The following is a 17557-nucleotide window of genomic DNA, read 5'->3' as shown; positions in this document are numbered from 1 at the left end:
TCCAGGTCGACCACCGTGACCCGGTGTCCGCCCGCGAGAGCAGTTCGGACGGACTCACGGGCCAGTGCACGCGTACGGTGCGTGCTTGCGATCACAAGATGGGGCGCGTCCACGTCCCTCCAGCCTCTCGTGGGAATGAACCGAGAGTACCTGGGAGCCCGCGTTCGATTCGTGCCGGGTACTCTTTGGGCGGCCTTCTGCGGGCCGAAGGGGGTCGGGAGAGCAATGCGTGCCAGAACAAGCCCGGAGCACACGGATGCTTCCGCGGACGCGTCGGGGCTGTCGAACCGGTCAACAGCGCGGGTTCCAGGCCACTCAGGTGGTGCGGCGCCGGTGCTCCGGCGCTGGACCGCGAGAGTGGCCGACCACCGACGGCGTCAGCTCTGGGCTGCTCTGAGCGAGACGGCACTCGCCGGGTTCGGTGGTGCCGTCCTCTTCCTGCTTGGATTTGGTGGTGGGCGATCACTTATCGCCGGACCACTCGGCGGAGGTGACCTCCTGCCTTCCTACGCCACGGCGCAGCTCTGGTCTGCTGGAACTCCCTTTGGTAATTCTCATCTTGGTTTTCCGATCGGGATGGATCTTCGTTACTATCCAACTGCCGACGTATTCCAAGATGCAGTCGCCGGCCTGATTACGCATCTGTCCGGGAATCCTTTCGCCGGCGTGAACGTGATGTACGCACTGTCATTCCCCGTGACGGCAGTCGTGGCGTACTGGGTCCTCCGGGTTGCCCACCTCAGCGGGCCGATGGCTATTGCCGGCTCTTGGGGTCTCATGGCTGTGCCCTACCACTGGAAGCGGTTGTGGCACGTCTATCTGGGATCGATGTACTCCGCGGTCCTCGCGGTGGGTCTTGCACTGTGGATCGGATCCGGTGGCCTCGAACGCATGTGGAGGTCCCGCCACCGGTGGCCTAAGGTTGCCGCGCTCGGTGGCGTGGTGGTCTTGATTGCTGGCAGTGGCATCTACTACGCAGCCTTCGCGGTCGCTCTCGTCGCGTCCGCGGTGGCGTTCCGCTTTGCTAGGGGCCTCTCCTGGCGGCACGCCCTCGCCGAACTGCTACCTGCAGCGGCGGTGGGTTTCGTCACGGGCGCGCTGTTGGCGCCAGCCCTGCTCTTCGTCCACTCGCATCCGACGAGTCAGGCAGTCGCCGGCCGCCTTCCAGTCGAGTCTGTGATCTTCAGCGGGGTCCTTGCCTACGCGATCCTCCCGGCACCTGAGTCGATGATCCCAGGCTGGGCGCCGGTCAATTCGTGGGTCCACGGTATGGTTGCGGCGGGCGAGAAAGCACCAACTTCCGGTGTGATCTGGGACGCAGATTTTGGGTCGGTCTTCACATTTGGTGCACTTCTGCTGTGCCTTGTCGCGGTTGTCGTCGTCGGAAGGCGGCGGACGCGTAGGGTCACTGACCTGAGCCGGGTATCGGGCTCCCTCGTCACGTGGCTCCTGGCGGTGTCCGTCCTGTTCTTCGTGCCGTGGGGGTTGAACTTCCTGTTCGCTGCCGCGGTGAGTCCTCAGTTGCGTGGGTGGGATCGTCTGACCCCGGTGATCTTCACCCTTCTGACCGTCGGCGCGGGCCTCGCGTGGCGGGCGCTGAGGTGGCCCGGGCGCGGTCCATGGGCTTGGGTCGCAGCGGCCGTTGTTCTCCTTCTCGTGGTGTTCGACACCGTGCTGCCTCAGCGCTCGTGGTTCCGGGAGTCTGCCGCGCCTTCCATAGCGATCGCGGCGGCGGGACGTGAGTACGCCACCGCTCTGAACTCAACGATTCCCCAACGTTGCGGGGTCCTTGAGCTTCCTCGCATGTCATACCCGGAAGAGCCGCCGCTGAACGGGCTGGGCGGTTATGAGCACCTGTGGCCGGCACTGACTAATCCGGAGAAATCGTGGTCATTCGGTGCGATGAAGTGGTCGGCCGCCGACAACTGGCAACGATCTGTCCCGGATCCCCTCGACCGTGCTGGCGTCCAGCAACTCGTAAAGGCCGGATTCTGCGCCGTGCACGTCGACTATCGGGGGTTCGCGGCTGCGGACGTCGAGGCTGCCCGGAAGCACTTCACGGAACTCCTTGGCCCGCCCGTGGCCAGCGGCCTCGGCGGAGCGTGGAACGCATTCGCACTTGCGAACGCGCGGCAGTGATGGTCCCTAGGCCTGCCGAGCCGCGATGAACTCGTCGTAGTCGCGGATGTAGTCCTCGTTGTCGTAGGGCAGGGATGCGAAGACTCCGAGGACCGCGTCCGGGGAGTAGTCGAACTGGGTGCCCCACGTCATCGCCGGCATGTAGAGGCCGAGGCCGGGGCGGTCGAGCAGCACCTCCTGGCGGCGGTTGCCGTCGTCGACGATGCACCGCACCGAGCCCGCGAGGCACACGAGGAGCTGCTCGCACCGACGATGCGCGTGTTCGCCGCGGACGTCCTTGGACGGCACGCCGAAGACGGCGAAGAAGCGCGCCGGTGCGAACGGGACGTCACGGCCGAGCTCGAGCGCGGCCAGCGAGCCGCGCAGGTCCTGCGCAACCGTCACAGGGAGCAGGCGCGCGCCTCCGATGAGCGCAACCTCGTGGCTCGCGCTGCTCGCCACCGGGACGGCATCGTCCGCGACCGGCTCGTGGACGTAGCCCTTGATCCGCGCGGGGTTGCCGACCACCACGGCGTTGGCCGGGACGTCCTTGGTGACCACAGCCCCGGCGCCCACCATCGCACCGCGCCCGATGCGCACGCCCGGCAGGATGACCGCCCCGCCGCCGATCGATGCCCCACGCCCGACGACGGTCGTGGCGAACGTCTCCGGGTAGTGCTTGCTACGGGGGAACGGGTCGTTGGTGAAGGTCACGTTGGGCCCCACGAAGACGTCGTCGGCGAGCCGCACGCCGTCCCAGACCTGGACGCCGGACTTGAGCGTGACGCGGTCGCCGATGATCACGTCGTTCTCCACGAAGACGTGGTCGTTCAGGTTGCAGTCCGCGCCGATCACCGCGCCTGGCAGCACGTGGGCGAACGCCCATACGCGGGTGCCTTCTCCCACGGTCTGCGACTCGCAGATGCCTTGCGGATGCACGAAGAAGCTCATCAGCGAGTCCTCTCGGGTGTCCTGACGCGACCGACCAGGAGCAGTCGGCCACCGACGAAGGTGAGGGGCGCGGTCACCAGCACGACCAGTCCGCTCCACGAGCGGGGAAGTCCCTGGTGAACCGCCAGGGTGACGGCCCCCAGGCCCACCAGGTAGACCGTCAGGTACATCAGCACGTAGAGCAGGGCGAGGCGGGTCGTCATACGCACGCCGAACACGAAGCCGCCGGCCATGGCGACCGCGAGCCCCACACCGAGCGCGAAGACGATCGTGTAGGCCAGCCGCGGATCGATCACGCGAGCGAGCAGCGACAAGGCGATCGCGGTCACAACCGTGTTCAGGCCGCCCGCCACGAGGAACCGCAGCGCGGACGAGCGCAGGGATCGTGGACCGTCACTCGGCACCGTCGAACCCCTCAATCGACATGGCGATCGAGACCGGTCTCGCCTTGCTGTTCTCGAACGTGCGCCAGACGTAGGACCCCACGATGCCGAGCCCGGACAGCAGCGTGAAGGTCGAGAACAGCAGGACCAGCATGAGGGGCGTGTAACCAGGGTCGACGATGCGACCGACGAGCCATCCGACGAAGACGACGACCGCGGCAACCGTCGTGAGCGCGCCTCCGAGCAGGCCCACCGTGGTGAGCAGGCTGATCGGGATGTCGGTGAAGGCGAACACCGAGTCGAGCAGGTAACGGAGGCGCTTGCGGAACGTCCATCCGGAGGTCCCCGACGGGCGGGGCTTGCGCTCGTACGGCACCTCGGTGCGCCGGTAGCCGACCCAGTACAGCTGCGCAACGAGGCTCGAGTGCGCCTCGTCGAGACGAAGGAGCTGATCCGCAACCTCGCGGGTGCAGCCGAATACGTCAACACCGCCTCGCGGTATGGCGGGGTTGATCACCCTCCGGTAGAGCCACCAGAAAGTCCGGGACGCCAGCGAGGAGATCGCGGGATCCGACCGGGACTCCCGACGGCCCACCGTGACGTCGTACTCGCCACCGGCGAGTCGTTCGAAGAACGCCTCCATGAGCTCCGGTGGCTCCTGCAGATCGGCCGCCATCACGCCGAGGAAGGTGCCTCTCGCCGCGGCAAGGCCGGTACGGATGGCGGGGAACGATCCGAAGTTGCGTGAATGGACGACGAGCTGGCTGCGCATGCCCGCGCGGGGGAGCAGCCGACGGAGGACCGCGAGGGAACCGTCCGGAGAGCCGTCAACCACGAAGACCGCTTCCATGGCGCCGTCCAGGCGCGAGGAGACCTCGACGAGACGGTCGATGAGAGCGCCGAGCGTGGACTCGTTTCCGTAGACCGGCACGATGACGGAGTAGCGCACCTCCGCCGCGGCCAGATCGGCGCCGTCAGAACGTGGCGAGGGCATCGCAGACCCGTTCGACCTCGTCGTCCCGCAGCCCCGGGTACACCGGCAGGGACAGGATCCGTTGCGCCGCCCATTCGGTCACGGGCAGGCTCAGCCCAACGAACTCCGCCGACCAGGCCGGCTGGCGGTGGTCGGGGACGGGGTAGTGGACATCGGTTCCGATGCCCCTTGCCGTGAGGTGCTCACGCAGCTGGTCGCGGTGCTCGGTGACCACGACCGCCAGGTGGCCCACGTGCCACGGCCCGTCTGCCGGCAGGACGCGCACCCGGTCGGTGGACGCCGCCGCGTAGGCGCCGATGACGGTTCGCCGTCGGGCGTTGTCCCGGTCGAGGTAGCCCAACCGACTGCGCAGGACCGCCGCCTGCAGCTCGTCGAGCCGCGAGTTGCGGCCACCGTCCCGGCCGACGGTGTACTTGCCCTGCCAGCCGTACTGGCGCAGCTCGCGCACCTGCGTCGCGATCCCGGGGTCCGACGTCAGGACGGCGCCACCGTCGCCCAGCGCGCCGAGGTTCTTCGTCGGGTAGAAGCTGAAGGCCGCGACGTCCGCAAGTGAACCGACGCGGCCTTGCCCGGTGGTGGCACCGATGGCCTGCGCGCAGTCCTCGAGGACTCGAGCGCCGTGCTTCGTCGCGACGTTCCGGACGGCACCGACGTCGGCGGCCCGCCCGTACAGGTGGGTGACGACCACCACGCCGACGGACGCGTCCAGCTGCGTCTCGAGGGACGCGGCGTCGATGCACATCGTCTCGGCGTCGATGTCGGCGTACCGCACCCGGAAGCCGGCCCGTCGCGCCGCCGTAGCCGAGTACCCGCCGCAGTTGGCCGTGGTCACCACGACGTCCCGTCCCGCGGGCATCGCCGCGCGCAGCGCCAGCTCAAGGGCGTCGGTGCCGCTGGCGACCGCCACAGCATCGGACGTCCCGACGTACTCGGCGAGCTCGGCCTCGAAGGCGGCGTGCTGGGGTCCGTGGACCAGCCAGCCGCTGTCGATCACGTGGCCGAACGTCTCCAGCAGCGCAGCGCGCTCGACGCTGAGCGCTCGCGAGAGGTCGTTGATCCGGACGGGGTCCACGTGTGCTCCTACGACAGGTCGAACAGCTCGAAGGCCAGGTCGGTCGCCGTGTCGAGCACCGCTGCCTGGCGATGCAGCCGTAGCCTCTCGAGCCGCCGATTGAGGTCGGCGGCCAAGACGTTCAGGGGACGCGCGGCTAGGGCACGCTCGCCCGCGACGAGGATCGCCTCGGCGTAGGCGGAACCTGATCGAGCACCCACGTACTCGCGGGCGGCCGACCCGCGACTGGCCCGTTCGGCAGGGTCCGTTGCGAGCCGTTGCAGCGCTTCGACGAGCCCCAGGCGCACGTTGTCGGGATCGACCTTCACCACCGCGTCGTCCGGGAGCTCCGCGTAGTGCCCGTGGTTGAGCACGACGACCGGCAAACCTGCACCCATCTGCGTCAGCACGCTCGCCGACTGCCCCTCGAGCACGGGCGTCCGGAGCGCGACGGCGATGTCCGCACGCGCCAGGATGTCCGCGAGCAGCGCGTCGTCCACCCGTCCGGTGAGCGTGAATCGCTCACTCAGTCCCAGCTCGACCACACGCCGGCGAAGCTCTGAGCGTGCGGCAGCCTCGACGTGACCGACGGCCCACACGTGGACGTTGCCGTTGTTCACGTCGGCAGTCGCAGCGACGATCTCGTCCACGAGCCGGTTCGCATTCACGTGCCCGACGGTCACGACGAGGATGTCGGAGGGCGACAGGGACGCGAGCGCCTTGTCGATGGGGCCGCGCGCGCGCTCCGACTTCTCTCGGCTGCGCCCCGTCGGGACGGGCAGGGGTGCGACGGTGACCTCACCGAGAGACATGCCGTCGAGGCGACGTGCGTGCCAGTCGGAGTGGACGACGGCGCCCAGGCTTCGTTGCAGAGCGACGTGGTCCAGGGGTACCTGCGCGCAGAACTCCAACCACTTCAACGGGCCGCCAGGTGCATAGCCGACCCGCAGGATCTCGGCCGCCTCCTCGCCGTGGAGCTCTTCGACCTCGCTGACGACCTCGTCCAAGGACTTGTCCCGGACGGCTGCCGTGCGGATCAGGTTGGTGATCGACGCGTCGTGCAGCACGACGAGCCCGGGCACGCGTCGGAGGTAGGGCAGCATCGCAGCGTGGAAGGGGCTGTCACCGAGCACGTAGATGACCAGGTCGAACTCAGCCAGCTCCACGACGGCGTCGGTGTCGAGGGCGCCGAAGGACCGCGACGGCACAGGGCAGGGACGTGGGCTCGGGTCGGCCGGGTACCAGATCTCGAGGTCCCACTCACGAGCGAGGTCCGGAACGGCCTGCAGCATGACGTCTGCGATGGCGCTGTCCTGTGCCATCGGCGTGAGCATGGCCACTCTCATCGGGTCAGCTCCGAGATGACGCGTGACCACGACAGGTCCAGATCGAGAGCGAGCCGCCTTGCCTTGACCCCCATGTGAGCGGCTTCCGACGGTCGAAGTGCGATCTCGTCGAAGGCGGCCGCGAGCGAGTGCGGGTCCGTCGCCGTGACCAGTCCGGTCTCGCGGTGCTTCACGAGCGTCGTGGTCCCACCGGAGTCGGTGCCGGTGATGCTCGGCTTCGAGGCCATTGCAGCCTCGTAGCAGACGTAGCCGTACGAGTCCTCGTCGATCGGGAGGTAGACGGAGCCGCTGCAACGAGCAAGAAGGTCCAGCTTCTCGACCTCCGAGATGAACCGGGGGATGACCTGGACGCGGTCCTCGAGAGCCCCCTCGACGACCTCGCGCTCGATGTCCTCGAGGACCTGCGGTGTCTCGGGCTGCCCGGCGACGACGAGGCGGTATCCGGGGCGCGCGTGTCGCATCGCCCTGACCGCGTCGAGCTGTCGCTTGCTCGCGGAGAGGCGGCCCAGAGCGACGATGAAGCCCTCAGCGTCGGCCGTCCGGAACTCGTGGTCCGTGTGCGGTGGCGTCATCAAGACCTGGGCCTCCACCGAGTTCGTGCGCCTCAGCCGTTCGGCCACGAACGGGGAGATCGCGTACATCCGGGTTGCCGCGTCGAAGGCCGCGGAATCTGCAGCGCGGACGGCGGCGACCACGGGATCGAGGCGAGGGTCCGCCGGCCAGCCGACCGGCGGTTCCTCGTAGGCCTGCCTGAACTGATGGACCAGATAGATGACGACGTCGTCGTGCGGGACGAGGTACGCCGGGAACTTGAGACCGATCACGCGGTCGACGTTCACCAGCTCCGTCAAGGAGGCCGCCACGATCGACTCGAGAATCTGCTCCGGGGAGTTCCCCAGCGGCATCCGGAACAGTTCTGCCTCGTGCCCTGCCAGCCGGAGCTCGGCCACGAGCCGGTCCGCGAGCAGCTCCGCACCACCTCGCACGAATGGCGCCGCGTTGTTTGCCACCAGGAGCTTCATGCGCCGTCTCCCAGCAGTCGGGCGATGGTCGTGGGCCAGTCGATGCCGAGCTCGGCCCGTCGGTCGAAGCTGTTGCGGCCCATGCGTTCGGCTGCTGAGCGATCCAGGTAGAGCTGGTCGAAGGCCTGCGCCAGTGCCTCGGCGGTCGGTTCCGTGACGAGGCCTTCCACGCCGTCCCGCACGAACTCCAGAGCGCCTCCGGAATCCGTGAGCGTGACGATCGCCTTGCCCGAGTGGGACGCCTCGAGGGACGGGTAGCCGTACGAGTCCTCGTCCCTCGGCAAGTACGCGATGGCGAGGCAGCGAGCAAGCAGGTCGACCTTCTCCTCCTCCGGCATCCAGCCGAGCCGGAGGTCGACACGGTCCTCGAGGCCCTGTCGACGCACGTAGTCGGCGACATCGGTACCGAACGAGGCGACGTCAGGCCGGCCGGCGATCACCAGCCGCACCGGGGTCGTGGTGTAGCGCATCGCCCGGATCGCCAGCATCTGACGCTTGATCGGTGTCAGGCGACTCGGATAGAAGATGAAGTCCCCGTAGTCGTCCGTACGGAACCGCGAGGTGTCGCCGCCCAGCGGGGGGAACAGCGGCTGCGCCTCGAGCTCGTTGTAGTGGCGCAGACGATCGCGGACGATCAGCGAGTTGGAGAACAGGGCGCGAGACTCCGACAGCGCCATGTTGTCGATCCGCCGCAGCGCCTCGCGGAAAGCCATGCCCTCGGCGTTGTCCGGCACTCCACGAAACGGCGTGTCCCACAGATCGAAGAGCTGACGGAAATGGTGGATGAACCACGTCGCCTTGTTCTCGTGCCGGATCACATGAGCGGGCCAGCGGATGGCCAGAAGGCGGTCGGCGCTGCCCGCGAACGGCATCGCGCGCAGCCCCACGATGGCGGAGAGCACCTGCCTGGGTTCCGTCGGAAAGGGCAGGTAGAACTCCTCGACGTCGTGGCCCTCCTGGCGCATCGCCTCGGCCGTCCATCGCGCGATCAGCGAACCACCCCCCGAGACGTGCGGCACCGTGGTCGAGGCGATCAGCACCTTCACGTGAGGCTCCGCCCACTTGTCGGGGCGGTGGGAAGTACGTGCGGGCGACCGGCCGCCAGGTCGATCAGCACGGTCAGTTGTCGGTGCTCGGCAAGAGCCACGAGGTTGCGGAACCCCGCCAGATGGGCCGCACGATCCCTCCGGTGCCGCAGCAAGGCTCGCAGACCTGTGCGCCGCTGACCGACCGACCGTTCCAGCGTGGCTGGGTTGTTGGCGAACGCGCGGATGAGCCACTCCCTGCTCGTGCCCGTCGCCAGCTTGGTGAGCTCGTGCTCGAGCTCACCCTCGGTCGGACTGCGGTGGAGAGCCACCTCGAAGAGGGCTCGGACGAACACCTCGTCCGACACTCGTCCCTCGCGGTAGGTGTGGTCGGTGGGTCGGAACGCGACCCCGAGCTCCGCAAGGTATCTTCTCGCGTCCCAGGCGCCCAGCTGGTCGAGCACTCCCTCGCGGTGCTCCCTGGCAAGCCGTCCGAACTCCGGCGAGGTGACGAAGGCCTGCGCCACGGCGCGGACGGACATACCCGACCTGATGTTGGTCGTCCACGCTTTCAGGCCGTCCGTGTCGGCCTCACGCCCCAGCACCTCGCGGTAGAGCGTCGTCACAGCGACGGCGGCATCGGACGACCCGATTGCCAGGTCGAGCAGCGGCGTCGCAACGACCGAGCGCGGCTCTCGGGGTCGGTCGGCGCTCAGGATCCGGAGGAACGTGCTACGGCGCCGCTGTGTCCGTTCGTGGTCGGGCGGCGCGGCCGCCATCACGCTCATCCGCGCAGTTCGCGGACGCGCAACGTGAACGCGTCGCAGATCTGGTCCACGTCCGCGTCGCTGAGGAGCGTGTGGGTCGGCAGGGAGATCCCCTGCGCGCCCAGCTGCTCGGCGACCGGGAAGGCCTGGACCGGTTCGGTGATGTAGGGGGGCATCAGGTGCAGCGGGTAGAAGACGGGCCGCGTCTCGATGCCGTCGGACGCCAGCCGCTCGATGAGCTCGTTGCGCTGCTCGGTGGTGAAGCCGTCGACTCCCACGGTGTACAGCCAGTCCACCCGCTGGGTGCCGGGCCGCTGGGTCGGAAGCCGCACGCCGTCCACGGCGGACAGACGGTCCGTGTACCTCGTGCCGATCTCACGGCGTCGTGCGGTGAGATCGCCGATCCGCTCGAGCTGGCCGAGGCCGATCGCGGCAGCGACGTTGGTCATCCGGTAGTTGAAGCCCACCTCGTTGAACCAGTAGCGCCGGTTCGGGTCCATGCCCTGGCCGCGGAGCAGGCGCAGGCGGGCCGCGAGCTCGTCGTCGTCCGTCGTGACCGCCCCGCCCTCGCCGGTGGTGACGATCTTGTTGCCGAAGAAGCTGAACACACCCGCGTGCCCGAGGGAACCGACCGGACGGCCCTCCACGCTGGCGCCGTGCGCCTCGGCGGCGTCCTCCACCACGAGGAGGCCGTGCTCCGTGGCGATCTGCATGATCGCGGTCATGTCGGCCGGGTGGCCGTACAGGTCCACGGGGATGACGGCTCGCGTGCGGTCCGTGATCCGGCGGACCACGTCCGCCGGATCGAGGTTCATCGTGTCCGGCTCGACGTCGGCGAACACCGGGGTCGCCCCGGCGTACACCACGGCGTTCGCGGTGGCGATGTAGGTCAGCGCCGGCACGATCACCTCGTCGCCGGGACCGATGCCGAGGGCCGCGAGGGCGAGGTGGAGCGCGGTCGTCCCATTGTTCGTCGCCACCACGTGGCGCGTGCCGGCGACCTCCGCGAACGCCGCCTCGAAGTCGGTGATGAAGTGCCCCACCGAGGAGATCCACGTGGTCTCGAGGCACTCGGCGACGTAGTCGGACTCCTTGCCCGACAGGTCCGGGCTGGCGATGTGGATCACGGTCACTTCTCCTCGGCAGGGACGCCGACCACGGTGCGGCCGGCGGGGACGTCGTGCAGGACCACCGCGCCCGCACCGACAACGGCATCGGCGCCGATGGTCACGCCGGGCACGACGCTGGCGCCGATGCCGATCATGGCGCGGTCACCGACGGTGACCGTCCCGGCGAGGTTGACACCCGGCGCCACGTGGACGAAGTCCCCGATGACACAGTCGTGGTCGACGGTCGCGCCCGTGTTGATGATCGACCCCGAGCCCACCCGGGCCCGGGCGCCCAGCACCGCGCGGTGCAGCACCACGCTGCCCGGCCCGATCGTCGCGGTGGGGCCGACGACCGCCGTCGGTGCCACCACGCTGACGAGCTCCAGGCCGGCGGCACGGACCTGGGACGAGACCTCGGCCCGCAGGTGGTTCGAGCCGAGCGCGACGAAGGCGAGCCGGAGGCCGTCGGCTGCCAGGGCCGCCAGGTCGTGATCGCTCCCGAGATGCGGCAGACCGAGGACGTCACCAGAATCGGGGGCGACGTAGCCGACCGGCTCGAGACCGGATGCGGCGTCCCAGGCGTCCAGGCAGGCGCGCGCGTGGCCTCCGTTGCCCACGACGACGACACGCATGCCTACGGCTTCCCCCTCTTGCAGATGACGGGCGGGCACATGCTCGGCCCGAGGAACGCACAGCCTCGAGGGTGCGACCCGACCGGGTGAAGATAGCAGGCGCCGGTATCCTCACTGAATCGCCCGCGCGGAACTGCCCCGCCCGGCACACGCAAATGGCCCAAAACCGCTCCTCCGGTGGAGCGTCGGTGGCCCCTCAGGAAAGGTCGTGGCGATGCTGCGCGCCCGGAGCCGGTGGCCGTGGTTCGCCGCGGGAACGGTGCTGCTGGCCGCGGGATATGTCCCGATCGCCCGAGTTCCGCTGATGGGCGACGACTTCCACGCCTTCCTCTTCACCTACGGCGAGGTGCGGGGGAGCGTCGCCGGTGCCCTGGCCTACGGCTGGAACGCCGGCCAGCAGGCGGGGCACTTCAACCCCGTCGGCCAGGCCCTCGGGGCGCTGTTCCACTACGTCTCCTACGCGCTGCCCGCCGCGACGGGCCTGCCCGCGCGGACGGTCGCGGTGCTGGCGGGGGCCACGCTGATCTGGGGCACGGCCCTCGCGGTCGCGTGGTGCGCCGCCTGGGGCCTGCGGCACGCGGGGGCGGTCGACGAGGACCTGCTGGCACGGTGCTTCGGGGTGACCGCCGCCGTGCTCGGCGCCAGCCTGCAGCTGCACCCGTGGTCCAACGACCCCGTCTCCTCGTTCCTGATGGCGGGCTGGGCCTCCGCGCTGCTGGGGTTCGTCGTCCTCGGTGCGGCGCTGCGCGCCGTGGCACCCGGGCGGTCCGGCTGGTCGGACGTGGTGTGGCTCGGGCTGCTGGGCGTGCTGGCGGTGCTCTGGTACGAGATGCTGGCCGGCGTCGTCGCGGGGGTGGCCGCCGTGCTCGTCGTGGCCGGGATCGCCGTCTGGAGGTCGCGCGGCGTGCGTGCCGTCGGCCGCGTCCTCGCCCTGCTCGGCTCGGGCGTCGTGCTGCCGGCCGTCGTGTTCGTCGCCGGCCGGTTCCTGTCCGCGGGCCAGCAGCGGGGGTACACCGGGACGGACGTCGCCCTCGGGCGCGCTGCGCTCCGGTCGACCTGGGCGGCCTTCGTCGGGGTGCTGCCCGGGGGCGGGTGGCCGTACCTGATCACCTCGGCAGGGGCGCCCCACCTGGCTGCCGTCCCGGCCGCTCTGACCCTGCTGTACGTGCTGGCCCTCGCTGCCGTGGTCCGGCTGTCCCGGTCGCACGTCGTCGTGGTGGCGGACGCGCGCGGGCTCGTGGCACCCGCGCTCGGCGCGGCGGTGGCGTGGGGCGCGACCACGGCGACCCAGACGCTGACGCTGAAGTACGCGTCGGAGATCCGCGTGGCGGGGCAGGTGTACATGTACCACGTCGTCGCGCTCGGGTCGCTAGCGGTGCTGGTCACCCTCGCCGTCGTGGCGACCTCGGCGCGCTGGCACGGGGCGCTGGCGGACGGGACCAGGGCGGCCGTCGGCGTGCTCATCGGGGCGTTCGTGCTGGTGCAGCTGACGCTGGCGTGGCACCTCGGCGACTTCCTGCGCGGCGCGTTCGACGGCAACAGGGAGCTGACGGCGGCCGCGGTCGACGCCTCGCGCACACCGGACGCGCGGTGCGGCGTGCTGGTCCGGTGGGCCGACCGGCCGTGGCCGGACTACTACCGGTCCGCCGTGGTGATCGACGTGCAGCGCACCTACCAGGCGCGGTTCGGAGAGCCGTTCTGCGTGGCTTCCTCCGAGCTCGACCGCGTGCTGGCCGCACCGGGTGGATGACGGTTCCCGCCTCGGGTCCGCCGCCGATGCAGCATCGGGAGGTCGACCGTTCGAGGCCTACGCCTCGCCGGCCACCGAGCGGTAGACCCGCACGGTCGCCTCGGCTGCGGCGTCCCAGGTGAACGCCGCAGCCTGCCGCAGCGCGGCGGCAGCGAGCGCGTCGTGGTCCGGGCCCACCGCCCGCAGCAGCCCGGCGGCCAGTGCGTCGGCGTCCCGCGGGTCCACCAGCACGCCGGCGTCACCGGTGACCTCGGCCATCGACGTCTCCCGAGACGTGACCACCGGCGTGCCCACCGACATCGCCTCGAGGACGGGCAGCCCGAACCCCTCCCAGAACGAGGGGAACGCCAGCGCCCGCGCGGCCACGTAGGCGAGCCGCAGGTCCTCGGTGGTCAGGCGTCCGAGCTCGTGCACCCGGCCGGTCCACGGACCTTTCGGGGCGGCGGGGCGCTCCCCCCAGCCGCGGGGGCCGACCAGCACCAGGTGGAGGTCGGGATCCACCTCGGCCGCGATCGAGAAGGCCTCGAGCAGGCCGCCCAGGTTCTTGCGGGGCTCGAACGTGCCGCACCACAGGACGAACCTGTCCGGGAGCGAGTGCCTGGCGCGGAAGGCGGTCAGCTCGTCCGCCGTCCACGTCCAGCCGGGCGCACCGTGCGGCACCACGTGCACCCGGTCGGGTGCGAAGCCGGCCTCGACGACGTCGACGGCGGTCGCCCGAGACGGGACGACCACCGCCGCGGCCTCGTCCAGCGTGCGCCGCAGAGCCCGGGTGAAGAACGCCACGCCGTGCGGCGTGAAGTGCGACGGGTCCCGGAGGAACGCGAGGTCGTGGACGGTCACGACCAGTGGCCGCCGGGTGGCCGGCACGGCCCAGGTGGTGGCGTGCACCACGTCCAGACCGTGCACCAGCCACTCCGGACGCGGTGCGCCCCACCGGTTCCACGCCTCGTACAGGAGCGGGCGGGGTGCCCCGAGCGATCGCACGGGGACGTCAGGCACCCCCTCGGGGGGCGGCCCCGGGCGGTGTGCCGCCGCGAGACCCAGCGGCTCGACGTCCGCGCGGCGGGCGAGCGATTCGAGCAGCCGCGTGATGTAGGTGCCCGAACCGCCGGGGACCGGCTGCCAGAGCTGCTCGACCGTCAGCCCGACGCGCAGCGGCGCGCTCACGACCCTGCTCCGTCCGGCACGAGCAGCGCCGCGGGCACCCCACGGGCCACGGTGGCGGTCCGGTCGACCGCCCACCGCCGCCGGAGCGCCCACGGCGCGCGCGCGAGCGCCCCGAGGAGCGCTCGGGCCCGTCGGCCGCGTTGCGGCCCGACCGTGACCCGGACGGCCGTGCGGGCGAGCGCCCGCAGGGTGACGGCCCACGGCGCGTGGATCAGGCAGACGAGGATCCGGTTGCGCTCGTTGTGGTCGAGGAAGAAGGCGGAGGCGGTGCCGGACGACGCGGCGTGGTCGTGCAGCGTCACCGCCTCCGGCACGTGCTGGACGTCCCAGCCGCGCCGCCGCAGCCGCCAGGACAGCTCGGTGTCCTCGTAGTACATGAACAACGGCTCGGCGAAGCCGCCGACGTCGTCCAGGGCCGCCCGGGACAGCGCGGCACACCCGCCGTTGAAGCCGAACACCTCCGGGGCAGCCGAGACGGACCCGGCGGGCCGCAGCCAGTCCCGGTCCCGACCATTGCCCGACCGGGTGAGCTCGTTGCCGGTGCTGTTCACCAGCCGGACGCCGTGCTCGGCGCGGGTCCAGCTCCGTCCGTCGTGGCCGACGAGCGCCGGACCACCGGGGCCGGCCGGCACGAACGACCCGCTCAGCAGGACGAGCCCGGTGGTCGCCCCGAGGCGAGGGGTCCCCGCGCCGAACGGTGCGACGAGGTGGGCCAGGAACCCCGGCTCCGCCACGGCGTCGTTGTTCAGCAGCACGACGACGTCGCTGCTCGTCACGCGCAACGCCGCGTTGACCCCGCCGCCGAACCCGCGGTTGTCCGGCAGGGCGACGAGGAGGACGTCCGGCTCGTCCCGCAACGCGGCGGCGGTGCCGTCCTGCGACCCGTTGTCGACCACGACCAGCTGCACCTGCGTCCCCGCGGGCACCTGCTGGTCGCGGAGCGACTGCAGGCACCGGCGCGTCAGCCCGAGCGCGTTCCACGTGACCACGACGACGGCGACACGCATGGCGTCAGACGGCTCCGGATCGCTGGGGGACGGGCGGTCGGTGCGCGAGGGGCGCACGGACGACGGCCGGCGGGACTGCGGTCCGCGACTCTACCGTGCAGGCCGGCGCGCCGACCGCCCCCGTTACGCTCGGCGCCGTGCAGATCGGGTCGCGATGAAGATGCGGGTGCTGGTCGACGCGACGGCGATCCCACCGGACCGCGGTGGCGTCGGCCGGTACGTCGAGGAGCTGCTGCGTGCGCTGGACGCGATGGACCTCGCGCTCGCCGTGGCGGTCCAGCCGCGTGACGGTGAGCGTCTGGCGGCAGCGGCGCCGGGTGCGGAGATCGTCATCGCACCCGGAGCAGTGGCACGCCGGCCCGCGCGGATGGCGTGGGAGCAGCTGGGACTGCCGGGGGTGGCGCGCCGCTGGCGTGCGGACGTCCTGCACAGCCCGCACTACACGATGCCCGTCGCGGCCGGTCGGCCCGTCGTGGTGACGCTGCACGACGCGACGTTCTTCAGCCACCCGTCGCTGCACTCCGCCGTCAAGGGGCGGTTCTTCCGCACCGCGACGCGGTGGGCGGTGCGCCACGCGGCCGCGCTCGTCGTCCCCTCCGCGGCGACGGGCCGCGAGGTGCGCCGCTACGCCGGAGGGGACGCCGGCCGCTTCCACGTGGCCCACCACGGGGTGGACACCGCGGTGTTCCACCCGACCGACGCCGCCGAGCGCGATCGTGTCCGTGCGACGCTCGACATCGCCGACCGGCCGTACGTCGCGTTCCTGGGCACCCTCGAACCGCGCAAGAACGTCCCGGCGCTGGTGCGTGGCTGGGTCACCGCGGTGGCGGCGTGGCAGGAGCCACCGGCACTCGTGCTCGCGGGAGGGCCCGGCTGGGACGAGGGTGTCGAGCCTGCGCTGGCGGCCGTGCCGGGCCACCTGACCGTGCGTCGGGCGGGTTACCTCCCGCTCGACGACCTCGCCGGCTTCCTGGCCGGTGCCGAGGTCGTGGCCTACCCGAGCCTGGGCGAGGGCTTCGGCCTGCCGGTGCTCGAGGCGATGGCGTGCGGCGCGGCCGTGCTCACCAGCCGGGAGCTGTCGCTCCCCGAGGTCGGTGGCGACGCCGTGGAGTACAGCGGGACCACCGACGAGCAGATCGCGGCCGCGCTCCGGTCGCTGCTGGAGCGCCCCGAGCGCCGGTCCGAGCTCGGGCGGGCGGCGCAGGAGCGCGCCGCGGGGTTCACCTGGGAGGCGGCGGCGCGCGTGCACCTCGACGCCTACCGAGCGGCGCTCGGCTCCTGACCGCGGCGGCGGAGGACCGTCGCCCGGGCAGCCCCGTCGGGCGCGAGCGGCGGCGCGGACGTCAGCCGCGCAGCACGGTGGCCGCGGCGGCGGCCCAGCGCTCCTGCCACGGCCCGATCGGCGTGACCCCCGCCGCCAGCAGGGCGTCGTGCCCCAGCACGGAGTACGCGGGCCGGGGCGCCGCCAGGGCGAGCGTGGCGCTCGAGGTGGGGCGCACCTTCTCGGGGGAGTAGCCGGCCGACCCGACGACCGTGCGGGCGAACTCGTACCAGGTCGTGGCGCCCGACGAGGTGCCGTGATAGGTCCCCGCCGGGGCCTGTGCCAGGACGAGCCGCACCACGAGGTCGGCGAGGTCGACCGTCCACGTCGGTTGCCCGACCTGGTCGTCGACGACCGTGATCTCGTCACGTTCGGCGGCCAGCCGCGCCATCGTCTTCGGGAAGCACCGACCGCCGGCGCCGTAGAGCCACGCGGTGCGGACGACGAGGTGGTCGGGCTGCTCGGCACGGACGGCCCACTCGCCGGCCGCCTTGGTACGGCCGTACGCGCCGCGGGGGGACGGCGGCGTGCTCTCGGCGTACGGCGAGCCCGCGTCCCCACCGAACACGTAGTCGGTGGAGACGTGGACCAGCCGCGACCCCGTCCGCCGGGCGGCGCGAGCGAGCAGCGCCGGCCCGACCGCGTTGACCGCGAAGGCGGACGCCTCCTCCGACTCGGCCGCGTCGACCGCGGTCCAGGCGGCGCAGTTGACCACGACGTCGTACCGGTCGGCCTGCAGCGTCGCGTCGACGGACTCCGGGTCGGTGATGTCGACGGTGTCGCGGTCCACGCCGCGGACCGCGTGCCCGGCGTCCGAGGCGGCCGCGACCATGTCCCGACCGAGCATCCCGGCCGCACCCACGACGAGCCAGCGCACCGCGTCCTCCTTCTGCACCGCGGCCTCACCCACCGGG

General features: G+C 71.2%; 16 protein-coding genes. 3 read left to right on the top strand and 13 right to left on the bottom strand.

Annotated features, from left to right (window positions below):
* The first annotated feature begins 666 nt into the window (after nucleotides 1–666).
* Nucleotides 667–2139, top strand: a complete 1473-nt coding sequence (locus tag N0B34_RS00900) for a hypothetical protein (RefSeq protein ID WP_263729296.1) — start codon at nucleotides 667–669, stop codon at nucleotides 2137–2139.
* A gap of 6 nt (nucleotides 2140–2145) precedes the next feature.
* Here the strand turns inward: N0B34_RS00900 and N0B34_RS18025 are convergent, their stop codons facing one another.
* From N0B34_RS18025 to N0B34_RS00840, 10 genes are read right to left on the bottom strand one after another with little or no spacing between them, the layout of a single operon-like run.
* On the bottom strand, nucleotides 2146–3069 hold the full coding sequence (locus N0B34_RS18025) for a WxcM-like domain-containing protein (RefSeq protein ID WP_318529948.1): 924 nt from the start codon (nucleotides 3067–3069) through the stop codon (nucleotides 2146–2148).
* Nucleotides 3069–3473 carry a GtrA family protein gene (locus N0B34_RS00880; protein ID WP_263729295.1) on the bottom strand — a complete coding sequence of 135 codons (405 nt, stop codon included), beginning with the start codon at nucleotides 3471–3473 and terminating at the stop codon, nucleotides 3069–3071. The genes N0B34_RS18025 and N0B34_RS00880 overlap by 1 nt, the downstream gene beginning before the upstream one ends.
* Nucleotides 3463–4446, bottom strand: a complete 984-nt coding sequence (locus tag N0B34_RS00875; RefSeq protein WP_263729294.1) for a glycosyltransferase family 2 protein — start codon at nucleotides 4444–4446, stop codon at nucleotides 3463–3465. The genes N0B34_RS00880 and N0B34_RS00875 overlap by 11 nt, the downstream gene beginning before the upstream one ends.
* On the bottom strand, nucleotides 4427–5518 hold the full coding sequence (locus N0B34_RS00870) for a DegT/DnrJ/EryC1/StrS family aminotransferase (RefSeq protein WP_263729293.1): 1092 nt from the start codon (nucleotides 5516–5518) through the stop codon (nucleotides 4427–4429). Before N0B34_RS00870 ends, N0B34_RS00875 begins: the two co-directional genes overlap by 20 nt.
* An 8-nt stretch (nucleotides 5519–5526) precedes the next feature.
* Nucleotides 5527–6819 (bottom strand): glycosyltransferase family 4 protein, encoded by a 1293-nt coding sequence (locus N0B34_RS00865; protein ID WP_263729291.1) that lies wholly within the window; start codon nucleotides 6817–6819, stop codon nucleotides 5527–5529.
* Between the two features lie 20 nt (nucleotides 6820–6839).
* Nucleotides 6840–7865 (bottom strand): glycosyltransferase, encoded by a 1026-nt coding sequence (locus N0B34_RS00860; RefSeq protein WP_263729290.1) that lies wholly within the window; start codon nucleotides 7863–7865, stop codon nucleotides 6840–6842.
* Nucleotides 7862–8911 carry a glycosyltransferase family 4 protein gene (locus N0B34_RS00855; protein ID WP_263729289.1) on the bottom strand — a complete coding sequence of 350 codons (1050 nt, stop codon included), beginning with the start codon at nucleotides 8909–8911 and terminating at the stop codon, nucleotides 7862–7864. Before N0B34_RS00855 ends, N0B34_RS00860 begins: the two co-directional genes overlap by 4 nt.
* Nucleotides 8908–9669 carry a DUF4214 domain-containing protein gene (locus tag N0B34_RS00850; protein ID WP_263729288.1) on the bottom strand — a complete coding sequence of 254 codons (762 nt, stop codon included), beginning with the start codon at nucleotides 9667–9669 and terminating at the stop codon, nucleotides 8908–8910. The genes N0B34_RS00855 and N0B34_RS00850 overlap by 4 nt, the downstream gene beginning before the upstream one ends.
* Before the next feature lie 5 nt (nucleotides 9670–9674).
* A complete protein-coding gene (locus N0B34_RS00845) occupies nucleotides 9675–10784 on the bottom strand; it encodes a DegT/DnrJ/EryC1/StrS family aminotransferase (protein WP_263729287.1) in 1110 nt (369 codons plus the stop codon).
* A 2-nt stretch (nucleotides 10785–10786) separates the two neighbouring features.
* Entirely contained in the window at nucleotides 10787–11398 is a 612-nt protein-coding gene (locus tag N0B34_RS00840; RefSeq protein ID WP_263729286.1) for an acetyltransferase, read from the bottom strand.
* 214 nt (nucleotides 11399–11612) lie between these two features.
* Here N0B34_RS00840 and N0B34_RS00835 point away from each other — a divergent pair, with 214 nt between their 5' ends.
* Nucleotides 11613–13148, top strand: coding sequence for a hypothetical protein (locus tag N0B34_RS00835; RefSeq protein ID WP_263729285.1), 1536 nt, complete (start codon nucleotides 11613–11615; stop codon nucleotides 13146–13148).
* Between the two features lie 57 nt (nucleotides 13149–13205).
* On the opposite strand, the gene N0B34_RS00830 is transcribed toward N0B34_RS00835, so the two are convergent.
* Together N0B34_RS00830 and N0B34_RS00825 are read right to left on the bottom strand one after the other, a co-directional pair.
* Nucleotides 13206–14315: a glycosyltransferase family 4 protein gene (locus N0B34_RS00830; RefSeq protein ID WP_263729283.1), complete on the bottom strand. Its 1110-nt coding sequence runs from the start codon at nucleotides 14313–14315 to the stop codon at nucleotides 13206–13208.
* Entirely contained in the window at nucleotides 14312–15322 is a 1011-nt protein-coding gene (locus N0B34_RS00825) for a glycosyltransferase family 2 protein (RefSeq protein ID WP_263729282.1), read from the bottom strand. The genes N0B34_RS00830 and N0B34_RS00825 overlap by 4 nt, the downstream gene beginning before the upstream one ends.
* 154 nt (nucleotides 15323–15476) lie before the next feature.
* On the opposite strand from N0B34_RS00825, the gene N0B34_RS00820 reads away from it, so the two are divergent.
* Nucleotides 15477–16604, top strand: a complete 1128-nt coding sequence (locus N0B34_RS00820) for a glycosyltransferase family 4 protein (RefSeq protein WP_263729281.1) — start codon at nucleotides 15477–15479, stop codon at nucleotides 16602–16604.
* A gap of 61 nt (nucleotides 16605–16665) precedes the next feature.
* Here the strand turns inward: N0B34_RS00820 and rfbD are convergent, their stop codons facing one another.
* Entirely contained in the window at nucleotides 16666–17553 is an 888-nt protein-coding gene (rfbD, locus tag N0B34_RS00815; RefSeq protein ID WP_412175682.1) for a dTDP-4-dehydrorhamnose reductase, read from the bottom strand.
* Nucleotides 17554–17557: the final 4 nt, after the last annotated feature.

Source organism: Cellulomonas sp. SG140 (assembly GCF_025770785.1).
Lineage (GTDB): Bacteria > Actinomycetota > Actinomycetes > Actinomycetales > Cellulomonadaceae > Cellulomonas.
This window is presented reverse-complemented; position numbering and strand designations above follow the sequence as displayed.

Bases quoted from the DNA above. Each gene is read 5' to 3' on its own strand.
- N0B34_RS00860 (WP_263729290.1), bottom strand. From the start codon at position 7,865: ATGAAGCTCCTGGTGGCAAACAACGCGGCGCCATTCGTGCGAGGTGGT.
- N0B34_RS00840 (WP_263729286.1), bottom strand. From the start codon at position 11,398: ATGCGTGTCGTCGTCGTGGGCAACGGAGGCCACGCGCGCGCCTGCCTG.
- N0B34_RS00875 (WP_263729294.1), bottom strand. From the start codon at position 4,446: ATGCCCTCGCCACGTTCTGACGGCGCCGATCTGGCCGCGGCGGAGGTG.
- N0B34_RS00835 (WP_263729285.1), top strand. From the start codon at position 11,613: ATGCTGCGCGCCCGGAGCCGGTGGCCGTGGTTCGCCGCGGGAACGGTG.
- N0B34_RS00865 (WP_263729291.1), bottom strand. From the start codon at position 6,819: ATGGCACAGGACAGCGCCATCGCAGACGTCATGCTGCAGGCCGTTCCG.
- N0B34_RS18025 (WP_318529948.1), bottom strand. From the start codon at position 3,069: ATGAGCTTCTTCGTGCATCCGCAAGGCATCTGCGAGTCGCAGACCGTG.
- N0B34_RS00825 (WP_263729282.1), bottom strand. From the start codon at position 15,322: ATGCGTGTCGCCGTCGTCGTGGTCACGTGGAACGCGCTCGGGCTGACG.
- N0B34_RS00820 (WP_263729281.1), top strand. From the start codon at position 15,477: ATGAAGATGCGGGTGCTGGTCGACGCGACGGCGATCCCACCGGACCGC.
- N0B34_RS00850 (WP_263729288.1), bottom strand. From the start codon at position 9,669: ATGGCGGCCGCGCCGCCCGACCACGAACGGACACAGCGGCGCCGTAGC.